Below are 16,313 nucleotides of genomic sequence, written 5' to 3' on the forward strand. Positions count from 1 at the left end.
CTTTCTCTACTTGCATATAGATTGCAGATGCACTTCTAATGCCTTTCGGATGATATCTTTTGTCAAGGTACCTTGGTTTGCGTTCCAATGAAGAGATAAACCATCTACAAGTGCATGTAAGCGTTCTACCTCCACTTCCCTGTCCAATGTTTCATCTAGAAAGCCTCCTTGACTCAGTAAATCAATATACGTCTTTTGCATATACCGCATGTATTGAAAAATACGCAATGAAAGATCTTGGAGATTTGGATTTTTCTTAGCAAATGTGATAATGGAATACCATACATCCATATCTCTTTGTCCTGAACCTTCCATAGGTAAGATTTCAGATACCATCTGTTTGATTACTTCATTTCGTGTCAAGGATAAATCGATATGCGATAAAATGTGGTGGTGCACATTTTCTCCTGCAGATCTGATACAATATCGCAATAATTCGTTTTGTGTAGGAAAGTAATGTCGAATTGACCCCGATGAAATATTCATTTGGTCAGCAATTTTCCTTACAGATACTTCTTCAATTCCTCTGGTTTGAATAATTTCCCAAGTAGCTTGTCCTATTTCTTTTTTTCGTTGTTCATGATTGACCATTTTAGGCATTTCGATCACCTTCTACATCAAACTTCAATTATTTAACTTTATTTTAGGTGTAGAAAAGTTATTATACAAGAACAGGCAGAGAGGTGTATTTAAAAATCTTAAAAATAAGCTATAAGGATTTAAAGTAGTTTTTATTTCCTTTACACTCACCAAAGTAAATAATTGACCATCTGCAAATTCTCAAAACCATAGAAAATATCTATGGTAAAATGCTCTTGACAAGTAGCAAGCTGACTCAGGAGGATTACTTTGAGAATGACAGCTCCAACTAAAATGGTTCTGCGCGAACTACTTTCTGCTCATCAAGAAAATCATAAACTCTATGGGCTAGAAATTTGTGATCTCACTGGATTGGGACATGGTACGGTGTATCCTATTCTTGATCGCCTTGCCGAAGAAGGATTTGCACAAAACCAAAAGGAAGATAAAAAAGACCGTGTTGGACAAGGAAGACCTCTTCGCATTTACTACTGGTTGACAGAAAAAGGTGTTAAAAAAGCTAATAGTATTAGGTACTAATACTACGATGACCAACTATCGAAAATATAGTTGGTCATCCCATCAAGTTATCATTTTGGACTGAAGCCAATATCTAGTCCCAAATATTTGCTCGTTTCACATCCGCTGTTCTTAAATAATCTAACATCTGTCCTGTATGAACAGCTTCATGGTATGCAACTCTTAACAACATATCACCTAAAGAGCGAACATAGCCCACATCGCTACGATCAATTTGAATATCAGATAATTCCTCTTCTGTAAAAGCTTTGACTGTAGCTAAAAAATCTTTGCGATAACGTTGACTAAATTGAAGTTCATCTTCAACAGAAACAAAGCTTCGATTTTCAAATGGTGATTGATAGAAAGATAAACTGCCTCTATTTTTTATACATAGATGATAATAATGTTCTGAATCCAGCACATGTCTGATCATTTCTTTCATACTTAGTGCTTGTTCATCTGGTTTCCAAACCAATAGATTCTGAGGTATTTCCTGCCATACTTTTATGCTTCTACGTCTAATTTCTTCAAAATTGTAAATGATTAATTCATTACTTTTCATTTTTTCATACCTCAGCTTTCCACTTGTAACATTTTGTTTCTAATTAAGTATATAGTAATCCATATCCCAAAAGGATTGAAAAATCCTACCATCTGTCTTTATCTCGCACTCCTTCCCAAAGGATGATCTATATCTTGGACCTTTGTAAAACAAAAAAGCTGAAGTGGTCATCCTGCTATGTTTAAATATATAATTTTCAGGTTTTATGCTATACGATTACTCCGAATTTTCACTTCCCCTTTTCTTTAAAAAGATCATCCATGCCCACAGATCAGTTGGGTGAAATCTTAATACATAACACATCCTGATCCAATGACGCAAAGCATTCAGGCAACCTTCTCATCCACGACTTTCCTTTCATTAGCTGTCAAAAAAATAACTTTGTAATTAAGTCTATATGAATCCAATTGACCACGGAATCCCAAAACACTTTCTTGCTTTCCGATTATATTTCTGCAAAAAAGCAAGTAACATTTGATTTATGAATGAATGATATTTAATTATGAAGTAAATTTTGATAGCATCTCTGCTATTATGTTTGCTATTATTCATGGTAGGGACTGATTTACCTTCTATAAAGTCAAGGTAAATTTAAATCTGTTTCTATATATGATAAGAAAAACGAGAGAACCACACAGAAATAATATGAAAAACCAAGGATATCTAAAGTTTTTGGTGATCTGTATAAGGGAGAGGAATTTATAACTACACAATACATTGGAAGTTTTGTTAAAATTTCAAGTAGAAGCCAACTACTACTTTTTTGATCAATAATATCTATACAATGGGAATAATATGGAAGAGACATGCTTCAAAAATATCAATCCCTATTTTATTTCTCTATTAACGTTTAGCCACTGCACTCTAAAAAGATTTAATGATTTTTCATTGGTTATCAAAAATGGAAGGAACTATAAAATTACAAGTAGGAGGAGGAATCAAAATGCCAAATCAAAAAGGTAAAGAGGAAAAGCCTTGGAATGATTTACATGGACCTAACTTAGCATACATACTAGAGCAATATGAAATATATAGCAAAAATCCAGAATCCGTGGATTCCACCTTGAAGAGTCTTTTTGAGGAATGGGGATCTCCCATTACTTCAGAAAACAAGCAGCCGAAAATAGAGTCGGGTATAGATGTACGAAAAGTAATTTCAGCTGAAAAATTGGTACAATATATTCGAACATACGGTCATTTGTCTGCAAACATTAATCCTCTGACAAAAAATCAACATTCTCTGCCTAACCACGGTGAGTATGGATTAAATGAGGAAGATTTAAATCAGATACCCGCAGAATTAATTTGGACAGGGTTATCGGATAACATCCGAACAGCACTAGATGTCATCCAACACCTACAAACTATTTATACAGAATCACTAGCTTATGAATTTAGTCATGTTCACAATCAAGAGGAAAGAGAATGGCTCTATTCTGTGGTCGAATCCAGACAGTTTCTTACCGATTTAACTACCGAAAACCGATCAGATATACTCAAGAGGCTGATCGAAGTAGATGAATTTGAGAAATTTCTTCAACGTACGTTTACTGGCCAAAAGCGATTTTCGATAGAAGGTGTAGACATGTTGGTGCCCATGATTGACGAACTGATTCGTGCCAGTTCTCAAGTGGGCGTCCGTCATGTAATGATGGGCATGGCACACCGTGGTCGTTTAAACGTACTCGCTCATATACTTGGAAAACCATATGAGAAGATTTTTTCCGAATTCCATCATTCTACCAATAAAGAAGTTGTTCCATCTGAAGGATCTATGGGCATTAACTACGGATGGACAGGTGATGTAAAGTACCATCTTGGTGGAAATCGAGATATAGATGGCAGTAATAGTGTCCGCACGCGTGTAACACTGGCTAACAACCCCAGTCATTTAGAATTTGTCGATCCAGTGGTAGAAGGATTTACCCGAGCTGTTCAAGAAGATCGTACCAATCCTGGTTATCCACAACTAGATACCAGCAAAGCTATCGCTTTACTCATTCATGGAGATGCAGCTTTTCCAGGAGAGGGCGTAGTAGCAGAAACTTTGAATTTAAGTCAGTTAACAGGATATCGCACAGGTGGAACGATCCATATTATTGCCAACAACCAATTAGGTTTTACAACTGATCACTCAGATTCTCGTTCTACTACTTATTCCAGCGATTTGGCCAAAGGATTTGAAATTCCGATTGTCCATGTGAATGCAGATGATCCAGAAGCATGTCTGGCAGCTATTCGTCTTGCATGTGAATATCGCACTCGTTTCCAAAAGGATTTTCTAATCGATCTCATTGGGTATCGTCGCTTTGGTCATAACGAAATGGATGATCCAACCGTTACACAACCGCTTATGTATGAAATTATTCAAAAACACCCAACCATTCGCACACAATATGCTGAAAAATTGAGTGAAAAATGGGTAGATGCTACGGAAATTAAAACATGGGAAGCGAATATCAAAGAAACATTACAATCTGCACACGAAAAAATGAAGGAAGAAACAGATAACCAAACAGAATACCATTCTGAAACAGGCTTGAATCTACCAACAGAAATAAATACTGGAGTTACCATTGAATCGTTGAAAGCTATCAACCATGCCCTGTTAGAGCGACCAAAATCTTTCAACGCATATCCCAAACTAGAACGTACATTATCCAGACGAATCAGTCTACTGGATGAAGAAGAAAAAGTAGATTGGGCATTAGCTGAGACATTAGCTTTTGCTACCATTTTAAGCGAAGGAACAGCTATTCGTTTCACTGGTCAAGATACAGAAAGAGGAACTTTTGCGCACCGCCATCTTGTCCTGCATGACAGCAAAACAGGTAAAACATTTAGCCCGCTACACTCTATCCCTCAAGCGAAGGCAGCATTTGGGATTCATAATAGTCCATTATCTGAGACATCGGTACTTGGGTTTGAATATGGATACAACTTCTTTGCCCCAAATACCCTTACGCTTTGGGAAGCTCAGTATGGAGACTTTGCGAATGCAGGCCAAGTAATCATTGATCAGTTTCTATCTGCTGGACGTGCGAAGTGGAGACAAAATTCTAGTTTAGTGATGTTATTGCCTCATGGATATGAAGGACAAGGACCAGAACACTCAAGTGCACGTTTGGAACGCTATCTGCAATTAGCTGCTGAAAATAACGTAGTAATTGCTAATTTATCAAGTGCAGCTCAATACTTTCATTTATTGCGCCGTCAAGCTGCTATGACAGGAAAAGAAGAAGCTCGTCCTTTGATTTTGATGGCTCCTAAAAGCCTCATACGCAGTAAACGCACAGTTTCGCCTAGTGTGGAGTTAGAAACAGGCTCATTCCAAGCAATAAAAGAAGAAACAGGTTTAGGAAAAAAATCCGATCAAGTAAAACGATTAATTTTGTGTAGTGGCAAAATCGCTATTGATTTGTCGACTGAATTGGAAGCTATGTCTCCAAAACAAAAGAAATGGTTACATATTTTACGAGTAGAACAATTATATCCATTCCCGAAAAAAGAGATCCAATCTATTATGAATAGATACAAACATTTAGAAGAAGTGGTCTGGGTACAAGAAGAGCCGAAAAACATGGGTGCATGGACTTTTATGGAATCTAGAATTAGAGAAACAGTATCTGATCAAGTTTCCATTCGTTATATTGGTCGACCAGATCGGTCAAGCCCTGCAACTGGAAAATCCAATGTACATGATGTTGAACAACAACGTATTCTCACAGATGCTTTGCATCATAAATCATAACTGTCCTATACCAGGAGGGAAAAATCGTGACTGAGGTAAAAGTACCAAATCTAGCAGAGTCCATTACAGAAGGGACCATATCCAATTGGTTGGTCAAGGAAGGAGATCGTGTACAGCAAGGTGATATCTTACTTGAATTAGAAACAGATAAAGTGAATATGGAGATTTCCGCGGAACAAGCAGGAGTAGTGAAAAAAATCGTCAAACAAGCAGGAGAAAATGTTGAAGTTGGTGAAGTAATCGCCCATCTTGATGAAAATGCGGATGCAGGATCTACTTCAGGTCAACAAGAAAAAGAAACAGCTGATCAACAAACATCCTCCACTCCAGCAAAGAAAGAGTCGAATTCTGAGCAAGAAAAACAAGACTCTCATACAAAAAGAAGCGTAGGATCCAATGCTTCCCCTGCAATGAGAAAACTGGCAAGGGAAAAAGGCGTTCCAATAGAAGATCTTCAAGCGGAACGTTTCCAAAAAGACAATACTGATTCTGAGAAGAAAATAGAGAAACAAGCTTCCCAGACGTCTTCTCCTTCCCAGCCGGAAACCAATCAAATCACTTCACCTTCTAAGCCGGTGGAACGCAAACGGATGACTCGCAGACAACAAACGATTGCAACCAACTTGGTACAATCACAACACAATGCGGCCATGCTCACTACTTTCAATGAAGTAGATATGTCCAAAGTCATGGACATCCGTAAAAGACGGAAACAGGCATTTATCGATAAACATGAGATCAATCTAGGCTTTATGTCTTTCTTCAGCAAAGCAGTAGTTGGTGCTCTAAAGGCATACCCTATTCTCAACGCAGAAGTCGATGGCCAAGATATTGTCTACAAAAAATATTACGATATTGGAATCGCTGTTGCTAACGACGCGGGTCTTGTCGTTCCTGTAGTCCGTAATGTAGATTCGCTGAGTTTTATAGAAATTGAGAAGCAGATCGCCACACTAGCTCAAAAAGCTCGAACCAATAAATTAACATTAGAAGATTTAAAAGGTGGTACTTTTACCATTACCAATGGTGGCGTATTTGGTTCTCTCTTCTCTACTCCTATCCTCAATGCACCACAAGTAGGAATCTTAGGAATGCACACCATACAAAAACGACCTGTAACGGTAAGCACTCCAGAAGGCGATAAATTAGAACACCACCCTATGATGTACATCGCCCTTTCCTATGATCATCGCATTGTAGATGGTAGAGAAGCTGTTGGTTTCTTGGCTACTATTAAAAAGCTGTTAGAGGAACCTGAGTTATTGTTACTGGAAGGTTAAACACGAGGATACTATCACAAAAAGAGTCACCAGCTTCGAGTAAAATAGCGGTGACTCTTTTACTATCTAAGTTTTTCCGTTTAATCCAAGGTCTTTACGTGGATCTCCTACCATTTTCTTTAGATCGATGTTCTTATCATACTCTTCTACGGTAATATAACCACTAGAAATAGCTGCCTCACGCAGAGTTGTATTTTCTGCAAATGCTTTATGGGCAATTGCTGAAGCTTTATCGTAGCCAATAACTGGGCTCAAAGAGGTTACAAGCATAAGCGATTCATTCACATGCTTTTCAATTCCCTGTTTGTCTAATGTTATCCCCTCAATACTATACTTACGCCACATTTCACATGCATCACCAAGGATTTTACTAGAATGCAACACATTTTTAGTGATTATTGGACGCATGGTGCTCAGTTCAAAGTTTCCTTGGGTTCCAGCAATAGCAATTGCATTGTCATTGCCGATCACTTGAACACAGACCATAATCATCGCTTCTTCTTGTGTTGGATTCACTTTTCCGGGCATAATCGATGAACCAGGTTCGTTAGCAGGTAAATTTAACTCATGAATCCCAGCTCTAGGTCCGCAACCAAGCCAACGAATATCGTTAGAGATTTTCATAAGTGCTATCGCAAGGGCACGTAGAGCTGCACTAGCATTCACCATTGCATCCAAGGATGCTTGAGCAGCAAATTTATTAGGTGCTGTTACAAAAGGATGCCCGGTAAGCTGTGCGATCTCAGAGGAGATACTTGAGCCAAAACCGGGAAGCGTATTTATCCCTGTCCCGACTGCTGTACCACCAGCTGCAAGTTGATATAGTCCAGCCATCGAATTTTTGACGAGCTGAAGTGCATCTTTCAACTGTGTAACATAGCCGGACCACTCTTGACCAACAGTTAGCGGAGTAGCATCTTGTAGATGAGTTCGTCCTATTTTAACAACATCCACCCACTCTACTGCCTTATCCCACATCATATGAATCAGTTTTTCCACACTAGGTATCAAGTGATTCGAGAATTCAAGTACAGTGGCAATGTGCATAGCAGTTGGAAATGTATCATTGGAAGACTGAGACATATTGACATGATCATTTGGATGAATGGGATCTTTTGTACCTAAAGTTCCTCCTACTTTTTGAATTGCACGATTCGAGATTACTTCATTTATGTTCATATTGGTCTGTGTTCCAGAACCCGTCTGCCATACAAATAGCGGGAATTCGGCATCTAATTGACCTGTGATCACTTCATCGGCAACTTGCATAATCAATTCTGCTTTATCCTTTGATAAAACACCTGCATCCCTATTTACTTTGGCCGCAGCCTTTTTTACATATCCATACGCATGGTACACTTCCAAAGGCATTCGATCATCGCCAATAGAGAAATGAAGTAACGACCTCTGGGTCTGTGCCCCCCACAATTGCTCTGCTGGAACCAATATTTCCCCCATGGAATCCGTTTCGATGCGATATTTTCCATTTTCCACTAACATACCTGCTTTATGAGCTGAATCTCCTTCGAGTTTCACCAAATCTCTCCTTCTAATTAAAAAAATTTACAGTACTGCCCTTTTTTCTTCTCACATAGTCCAATTCCATTCTACTACGTTAAACACGGTAACCCCAAATCTCTCTTATCCATACACTAATAAAAAAGGAGAATACCGAACATGCCTCACATTGAAGTCTCGCTATCCAAAAGACGACTGTACTTATATGAAGGCAACACGCTCATCAAAAGTTATTTGATCGGTATCGGTAAAATACTCACACGAACACCTGTCGGTAATTATGTCATTATAAACAAAGTCACCTATCCATACAGCAGACCTGGTGGACAGCTTACTGCATATGGAACATTGTGGATGGGACTGTCTCGTCGAGGTTACGGTATTCACGGTACGAATCGTCCTTCCTCTATTGGAAAAATGGTATCAAAAGGTTGTATTCGTATGTATAACAAAGATGTCGAGGATCTAGGCAAAAGAGTTGGTATTGGGACATCTGTAATCATCCGTAACTAGCTGTGGACTATCCTTCCTCCTCTAACGAAAGAGGGAGATTCAAATTATAAACTGTTATATAATAAAATAACTCATTTAAATATATTCCTATTTTTAAAAAGAGGTGAAAAAAATAAAGATAGTTTTTCTTCGGAAAATACTTGTAACGTTTGTAATGGTATTTGTAACTCCTGTATATCTTCTTTTGATTATGCATGATCTAACCTTTAGTGAATCTATCGGCATATTTATCATCTCATTTACGACTGCTATCCTGTTTATGTTCCTATATGCACTTCCTGTTTCTATCCTTGCTGAATACCTATCACAAAAAATTCGGTATCGCAGATTATTGTCATTTTTCATTCATGTGGCCTTTTCTATCGCATTCTTTACATATGTGAAAAGAGCTGAAGGAGAGATTCAACTTTTTAATCCTGGAAATCTCATAGCAATACTATTTTGGGGGTTAGATGAATGGTTTCGATATTTGCAAGAGAAAAAAAGAATACAATAATTCCTTTGCATTCTTAGTTACCTTCCAGTTAGAAATCTCATACATCATTATCTTAATATCATCAGAATTATCTATACATTCATTCAAAAATAGAGAGGAAACAGAAGATAATCGAACACCTAAACACCATATTAAGTCTACATTCCGTCGTCTGGCTATTTCTCATCGTCTTTCTCATTCATGATTTTGAAGAGATTATTTATATGGAAACATGGTTCGCGCGTCATTATCACAAATTTCGTCACAAAATACCATCTCCATTCTTAAAAATTACGGATCAAGCCTCGAAAGTAACAACACAACAGTTCGCTCTAGCAGTTCTTGTCGAACTTCTTTTTTTAGTTATTGCAACTCTTATAGCATCAGAAGGAATGGATTATCTCTTATTTCTAGGTGTGAATATCATAATGCTTCTACATGTGTTTATGCATATTGGTCAATCTATATATTTGAGAAGATTTGTTCCAGGAGTTCTAACTGCCATTTTCTTCATTCTCCCTTACAGCCTATACCTATTTTACCGCCTGCTAGTCGAAAAGGTGGTAAGTTGGTCAGATATAGTTATAAGTATACCTTTTGGTTTTCTACTTGTTCCTATTGTGCTTTTCGGTCATTACCTAGCTGGAAAGCTTTTAAAAACAAATGATTAGAAATTAATCTACTTTTTATTTGAGTCGTTTCCTTCTCTTCTTGACTCAACTTTATCGAATTAACTTCAAAAATTATCTACGAAAAACGATTTATCCTTATATAGGACTTCAAAGCCACGGCATACAAAAAATCTGAAATTCCAAAAATAGGGGGATTTCAGATTTTTTATATCTAGCAGGTGATAATCTAGCTTCATTATGACGAATATCTTGTCAAGTTTCCTCAGTAAAATTATCTCTTATTTTTTTGATACTATTTCATATCTGATTATTAGTATGTATAATGGATTCCTGCAAGGTGTTGTCAACCCGAAGGAATACCCTGTGCAGACGATCAAGCTCAGCTACTCGGACTGTGTGGAAGGCGGCTACGAAGATAAGGAAGTTAAAGCCACGGAAGGGGATCGTAAGCTTTTTGTCCATGCATGGATGAGCGATCCTGCTTATACCCATGTCCGCCCTGGTGAGGATGCACACGCCAATGTCTGCTATCATCCAACTGGCATTGATAGTGATGGTTCCGTCATTCAGGATTCACAGGATTTCCCATGTGCTGAAGGTCTCCAGGTGGAACAGGTTGGTTACAAGCCTTGGACATGGACCAGCCCTTGTGGGTCGTTTCGGTTAGTCTTCGAAGTGAAGTAGCCTACGACTAGGTTGGTCTCCATGCGGGGTAACTCACTTGGAAAGTTACCCCGCACTGCGTTTCCCTAGATTTTTCATATATTGCTAACCAATAAAAATGGGTTCAACAAGTATCCCACTTTAAATTGGGAAGATTTTGATTGTTGGTACTGGATTCATTATTTTCCACCCACCTATCTTACTTACATGCCGGTAGCCCCATCCCTCTTAGCTACTATAGCTTCGCATGTGATACGGATTATCTGTCCCAACCAGCTCAAACATAGTTAAACAAATAGGGGGTGAACTGTTTTTATGATGGATCACATACCCCCAAATATCACCTCGTTCTACCCGGCTACCGTGAAACTGCAACCATTTGTATAAGTTTTTTCTTAGCTGGACAACCTTATAATACGAAATACCATCCAAATAAATGGATGGTTAATGCATACTTTTTTCAAACTAATCACGACGTAAGCCCATCTGAACAGGTGGATCTGTTAGCAGACTCGAGTCCAAAATCTCATACCATTTCTCTTGTTCAGTCCTTCGGGTTTCCCATTCGGGATCTTGGCTTTTTTGTCGTACTTTTTTACGATATTCGCCCCACTCAGCTTCATTTTAGAAAGTCACAATATGTTCGACAGCGTGAACATCGATACCGATTGTTCTTACATACCACTCTGTTTTTAATACCATCTCAAGCCCATCATAAAACCAATGCTCTCTATCTTGCATCCATCTCCAAAATTCGCCAGAGTTTGCTCGTGCATAGGCAGTAGGTTGAAATTTATATACCAAATATAACATATTGATCATCCCCTTCCATAAAGCTTCCTTTAAGCCCAATTAGACCATGAAATATCAATTGCTTCAGGTCTAGTTAAAAATCTTTTTTTCCAATGTTCCACAACAGACTTGTTATATTTGCGGGCTAAGGATTCACTTACGAATCCCGATTTCCCATGTGGTGGAAAGATAACCATGGCTAATGGATAAAGGTGTGCACCTCTTCTTACTTTTGATTCCCACGCAGATATGGAAAGATGTATATGTCGAAAACCATGTTGAGCTGCCCATTTCACAGCAGCATAGTGTGTCAGAACATAATAAGAATAAGGAGGTGCATCTATATCCGCTCCCCAATATCGACCATAGAGCCAATCGTGATGTCGATAAAATATTGCTAGTGCCATGATTTTTTCTCCTACACGAGATAGTGCTACGATAGCCTTTTTCGCAACTCCGCTTTGTAATTGAGCAGAAAAGGTACGATGCATCCATTCTAATCCACCACTAGAACCATACTTACTCCGGTTTGCAGCGATCAATCTAGCCGCCAATTGTATTACATCAAATTCTAATGGTTTCCACTCTACTTCTCCGCCAGAATGTTGAAAGTCTTTTATTTCTTTTTGCCATTTTTTCCTATCATTGCGTCGTGCAGCTTGTAGGAAACCCTGAAATCCATCCGCTGGTATATGCACTACAGGGTCTGCAGAGTGCAGGACGAAATTTGCTGATGGACAACATCGAGCAATTTCGCATGCTTCCTCTAGAGAAAGATATGGCCATACAATTCCTGAAAATTGATGTTTATCAGCATAAACACGGACAGCATGGATCAATTCACGAATAACATGCGATCGCTGCTCCCCCTTCGTACAGATAAGAGAGTTTGCAGTAACTCGGTGCCCTCCTAGCCATAAAAACTGTTTGTCCCATGATCCAGGCAAATCACCAATCAATTCTGAAAGCGTGAACAATGGATCTCCAGATAAATCGCCTCTCCATGATGGTATCCCTCCTAAAACTTTATCATCGATTTGTGCTAAAAAGGTCGGATTAGTCCCATGTGCAAGTTCTAAAGAATGAATCCACTCATAACTAGAGTAAAAAGCATTGGGACCTACAAGCGAATTCCAACTCTTGGGAGAATGAATAAGAGATATAGGGGTAAAATTGATCGATATAGGACTTATATCTTTACATTTACCATGATAATGTATATCGATCCCCCCTATAGTTACCATTTTTGAAAAGGAAATATCAATTTCAAATCCCATTTACATTAAACAAAGTATTAATTTTATTCTCTAAATATAGAATTAAATATAACAAATGTAAAGATTGGGCTTCCTATTTGCAAAAATTAACACTTTTCTCAAGTGAACTAACCTTATACTTATTTAATAATTATGAAATATAGTTACAAGAACAAAAAAAGAAAGCCAAAGCTACTTGGATTTCAAGCACTTAAGACTTTCATTTAGTTAGTTCTATTGAAATTCTCTTCCTATATCATGTTTTTCAACAGTCGCTATCAAATCCGATTATTGCTTCTATTACTTAAACCCCGCGCAAAGGACGATACTCAGGCTGCCACATTGCTTGTTTAACTGCTTGTTCGATATCGCTCGGATGTTTACGAGCCACTCCATCTATTATAGCAGCTTGTACCACACTAGTAGCAACAGATACTGATACTTCACGCAGTTGCTCCACTGGAGGTAATAAAGATGAACCAGGCTCTGATATTTCTACCATTCCTGCTACTGCTTCTGCTGCGGCTTCCAGCATTTTATCTGTGACACGTTCTGCTCGAGACACAATCGTCCCTAATCCAATACCAGGAAAGACAAATGCATTATTAGCCTGACCGATCTCATACGTAACCCCATTATGTGTAACAGGTTCAAACGGACTACCAGTTGCAATAAGTGCTCTGCCATCCGTCCAGGTCAATAGATCGGCTGGAATTGCTTCTGAAGAAGTTGTTGGATTAGACATCGGCAAGATGATAGGTCGATCTACATGAGCAGCCATCTGGCGAATGATCTCTTCTGTAAATGCACCACCGACTGTTGACGTTCCAATCAAAATGGTTGGCTGTACTTGACGAATTACTTCATCAAAAGAAATGTTACCATCAGATCCATTGTGATCCCATTCTTTGATCTCATGAATAGTTCGAGCATAAGGACGTTGAAAATCAGCAAGGTTTTCCATATTTTCTATTAGAAGACCAAACTTATCAACACACCAGAACTTGCGATTCGCATCTTCTTTGGATAGACCATTATGAACCATTGCATCTCGGATTTGCTCCACGATGCCGATCCCAGCTGAACCAGCGCCAAAAACCACAATCCGATGCTGATCCAAAGGAATTCCAGAAGCTCGAACCGCAGATAATACCACAGCTAAGGAAACAGCACCTGTTCCTTGAATATCATCATTGAACGTGCAAATTTTGTTTTGGTATCTCTCTAAAATCGGTCGAGCATTAGGCTGAGCGAAATCTTCCCAGTGTAGCATTGCATTGGGAAACATACGATTAGCAGTAGTTACATAGGCATCGATAAAAGCATCATAACGTTCTCCACGTACTCTCGGGTGTCTTCTACCGATATACAAAGGATTGTCCAGTAAACTTTCTCGATTGGTTCCAACATCTAAAATAACAGGGAGAACACGACTAGGATCAATTCCACCAGCTGCGATATATACCGTAAGTTTACCGATGGCAATGTCAATACCACCAATTCCCCAGTCTCCAATTCCCAAGATTCTCTCTCCATCTGTAGCGACGATCAAATCTATTTCGTCTGAATCGACTCTCAGATTGCGAAACGCTTCCTCAATCCCATCTGGATCATCGATCGAAAGATATACCCCGTGAGGTCCACGATACACTTGACTATAGCGCTGGATTGCTAGACCGATCGTTGGTGTATACACAATCGGAAGCATTTCGCTTATATGCTCGGAAACCAACCGATAGAACAAAATCTCATTACGTGCTCGTAATAGGCTTAAGTATACATATTTACTAAGATCATCAGGTTGGTCTTTAAACTGTTTATAAGAACGTGTTACTTGTTCTTCAATAGTCAGCACGGCTGGTGGTAACAATCCATTTAACCCAAGTGACTGCCGTTCCTCAATCGAAAAAGCGACCCCTTTATTTAACTTTGGAGACTTTAAAATACTACGACCTCGTAGTGTTGTTTCTAGGTGTTCATACATAAGAGTTCCCCCAAATTTTTGCGTATTTATTATTTTTCCTGATCATAATTGAAATCATCAAATGACTGGAGAAACCTTACATGATTTTTTATTCCGTTACAAGGTGAGCAAAATGAAAGTATCTACCTAGAGCTGTCACAAGCACTTGTATACTTTCAACACCTACTATTTATACAAAATGAAGAAAATTGTTATGTGTTCATTTCCTTATTTTACTTAATTGGTAATTGCTTAACATCATATAAAATATTTTACTTTATTTATTCACTTTCATGATTTTCTTTATACAAGAGAATACCCCATAAAGTCTATTTCTTTTTTGCAGGAAAATAAATATTCAAATAATTAGAATGCATATACTATCTATAGTATTCTTAATTAGGAGGTGTTTATTTGCATTGAAAAACAATAGAAATAATTACAAAAGACAACGAATCATCAGAAGAAAATATATTGAGTTTAAAAAAGCGTTTAAAAGAAAAGCAAGAGTCCCTCTCTATCCATTCTTAGCCATTCAATTTATTTTGGAACAAATGAAATTAGGTTACAAGCCAAGTTTAGATCGTATTGTTTTCCAAACAGACAGCCCACTTGAACGAATGCTGTACTATGCGATCCGCTGCGATTACAAAGGGAAAATAGTACCACAATATCCACTAGGACCATATTGGGTTGACTTAGCCATTCCTTCAAGAAAACTTGCTTTGGAATGTGATGGTCAAGCCTATCATTCTAGTTCAAAAATGAAAGAACACGATCGAAAACGAGATGCTTATATGAAACGTATGGGCTGGAAAGTAATGCGTTTTACTTATCAAGATTTATTGCAAGATCAGTTACCAATTTCGATACAAAAAATCTATACTTATATGAATCCAAAGTCCATATCGAAGAACAAGAAAGCGAATTAGGATCATTGATAAGATATAAAAAATGCAGAAAACAAAAGTTCCGATCTTTTATGGTCGGAACTTCTTAATAAATCTATACTGTTTCCTCTGCCGCCTTCGCTTGTGCTAACTTATCTAAATAATATCTTTCTTCTCGATACATATGATCAGCCATTAATGGTGCAATCGTCCCAAGAAGCGTCTTGTTTGTAGTCATTTCCTCTACTTCTTTCAAGAAATTTTGAAAAATTTTCATCTGCAGCTCAACATCCTGGTTAAAACGACTTAAAGCGGGAAAATGCATACAATTGGTGCGCAAATACCCAGCTAGTTCAATCGCTTTTAAATAAAATGCTTCAAATTGCTTAGTAAAATAAGCAGTTTTGGCTAACCATTCTTTCTCTACACCATCTGTATTTTGGTTTAATGCAGTAGCATGACCAGCGGCATCTGGTAACCATAGCAGATGATGGTGCAGAGAATGGAGATGCTTTGGCACCTTATTTCGTTGGAAACAATCAAGAATTCTCAAATACTCATCGAGTTCATTTACCATGTGATTGACGAATGTGGGAGTAAGATGAAAAGAGATTTGCTCTGTCAACAATCTTTTTAATAAGTGAAGTTTAAATTTCCTCAACTTACAAACAGCTTGATAAACTGCTGAAAGGTCATGCGAGTGGTGCTGGTACAAATTATCAAATGAAGCGTAAAGTTCTTGGGCTTTATAGATCTCTTTTTCTTCTGTGGGAGCAAGAGCTTCCAAGATAAACTGACAATGATCTCGAAGCACATGAAGCCAAAAATGTTGCTCATAATCAAGAATTTCTTTCAAATTATCCACTGCATTCACCTCTTTTTATCACTCTTTTTTAGATATATGACAAAAAAATGGA

Annotated in this window: 15 protein-coding genes; 8 read left to right on the forward strand and 7 right to left on the reverse strand. The window is 38.1% G+C overall.

Features of this window, described 5'->3' with window-relative positions; genetic code table 11:
* Positions 1-6: 6 nt before the first annotated feature.
* Positions 7-600, reverse strand: coding sequence for a TetR/AcrR family transcriptional regulator (locus GSM42_RS15985; protein WP_160802541.1), 594 nt, complete (start codon positions 598-600; stop codon positions 7-9).
* 255 nt (positions 601-855) lie between these two features.
* Between GSM42_RS15985 and GSM42_RS15990 the strand changes: the two genes are divergently transcribed.
* Entirely contained in the window at positions 856-1,119 is a 264-nt protein-coding gene (locus GSM42_RS15990) for a PadR family transcriptional regulator (RefSeq protein WP_160802542.1), read from the forward strand.
* Between the two features lie 73 nt (positions 1,120-1,192).
* Here the strand turns inward: GSM42_RS15990 and GSM42_RS15995 are convergent, their stop codons facing one another.
* Positions 1,193-1,663, reverse strand: coding sequence for a DinB family protein (locus GSM42_RS15995; RefSeq protein ID WP_160802543.1), 471 nt, complete (start codon positions 1,661-1,663; stop codon positions 1,193-1,195).
* Positions 1,664-2,606: 943 nt separating this feature from the next.
* Here GSM42_RS15995 and GSM42_RS16000 point away from each other — a divergent pair.
* Positions 2,607-5,414 (forward strand): 2-oxoglutarate dehydrogenase E1 component, encoded by a 2,808-nt coding sequence (locus GSM42_RS16000; RefSeq protein WP_160802544.1) that lies wholly within the window; start codon positions 2,607-2,609, stop codon positions 5,412-5,414.
* Between the two features lie 26 nt (positions 5,415-5,440).
* Positions 5,441-6,694 (forward strand): 2-oxoglutarate dehydrogenase complex dihydrolipoyllysine-residue succinyltransferase, encoded by a 1,254-nt coding sequence (odhB, locus tag GSM42_RS16005; RefSeq protein ID WP_160802545.1) that lies wholly within the window; start codon positions 5,441-5,443, stop codon positions 6,692-6,694.
* Between the two features lie 66 nt (positions 6,695-6,760).
* Here the strand turns inward: odhB and fumC are convergent, their stop codons facing one another.
* On the reverse strand, positions 6,761-8,194 hold the full coding sequence (gene fumC, locus GSM42_RS16010; protein ID WP_160802601.1) for a class II fumarate hydratase: 1,434 nt from the start codon (positions 8,192-8,194) through the stop codon (positions 6,761-6,763).
* 177 nt (positions 8,195-8,371) lie between these two features.
* On the opposite strand from fumC, the gene GSM42_RS16015 reads away from it, so the two are divergent.
* The 4 genes from GSM42_RS16015 to GSM42_RS16030 all read left to right on the forward strand — a co-directional run bounded on the left by GSM42_RS16015 (position 8,372) and on the right by GSM42_RS16030 (position 10,516).
* Positions 8,372-8,725, forward strand: a complete 354-nt coding sequence (locus tag GSM42_RS16015; RefSeq protein ID WP_160802546.1) for a L,D-transpeptidase — start codon at positions 8,372-8,374, stop codon at positions 8,723-8,725.
* A 103-nt stretch (positions 8,726-8,828) separates the two neighbouring features.
* Positions 8,829-9,221 carry a hypothetical protein gene (locus tag GSM42_RS16020; protein WP_160802547.1) on the forward strand — a complete coding sequence of 131 codons (393 nt, stop codon included), beginning with the start codon at positions 8,829-8,831 and terminating at the stop codon, positions 9,219-9,221.
* Positions 9,222-9,385: 164 nt separating this feature from the next.
* Entirely contained in the window at positions 9,386-9,871 is a 486-nt protein-coding gene (locus tag GSM42_RS16025) for an HXXEE domain-containing protein (protein WP_338055324.1), read from the forward strand.
* 210 nt (positions 9,872-10,081) lie between these two features.
* Positions 10,082-10,516: a hypothetical protein gene (locus tag GSM42_RS16030; protein ID WP_160802548.1), complete on the forward strand. Its 435-nt coding sequence runs from the start codon at positions 10,082-10,084 to the stop codon at positions 10,514-10,516.
* A gap of 603 nt (positions 10,517-11,119) precedes the next feature.
* Here the strand turns inward: GSM42_RS16030 and GSM42_RS20415 are convergent.
* From GSM42_RS20415 to GSM42_RS16045, 3 genes are all read right to left on the reverse strand, one after another.
* A complete protein-coding gene (locus GSM42_RS20415) occupies positions 11,120-11,308 on the reverse strand; it encodes a hypothetical protein (protein ID WP_202404965.1) in 189 nt (62 codons plus the stop codon).
* Between the two features lie 29 nt (positions 11,309-11,337).
* The gene (locus GSM42_RS16040) at positions 11,338-12,564 is read right to left on the reverse strand and encodes a GNAT family N-acetyltransferase (RefSeq protein WP_160802549.1); all 1,227 of its coding nucleotides are present in this window, start codon (positions 12,562-12,564) and stop codon (positions 11,338-11,340) included.
* 283 nt (positions 12,565-12,847) lie between these two features.
* Positions 12,848-14,527, reverse strand: a complete 1,680-nt coding sequence (locus GSM42_RS16045) for an NAD-dependent malic enzyme (protein ID WP_160802550.1) — start codon at positions 14,525-14,527, stop codon at positions 12,848-12,850.
* A 398-nt stretch (positions 14,528-14,925) separates the two neighbouring features.
* Here GSM42_RS16045 and GSM42_RS16050 point away from each other — a divergent pair, with 398 nt between their 5' ends.
* Positions 14,926-15,438 carry an endonuclease domain-containing protein gene (locus GSM42_RS16050; RefSeq protein WP_160802551.1) on the forward strand — a complete coding sequence of 171 codons (513 nt, stop codon included), beginning with the start codon at positions 14,926-14,928 and terminating at the stop codon, positions 15,436-15,438.
* Between the two features lie 73 nt (positions 15,439-15,511).
* Here the strand turns inward: GSM42_RS16050 and GSM42_RS16055 are convergent, their stop codons facing one another.
* Entirely contained in the window at positions 15,512-16,261 is a 750-nt protein-coding gene (locus GSM42_RS16055) for a DUF2935 domain-containing protein (protein WP_338055321.1), read from the reverse strand.
* Positions 16,262-16,313: the final 52 nt, after the last annotated feature.

Source organism: Shimazuella alba, from assembly GCF_009831235.1.
Taxonomy (GTDB): Bacteria; Bacillota; Bacilli; order Thermoactinomycetales; family Thermoactinomycetaceae; genus Shimazuella; species Shimazuella alba.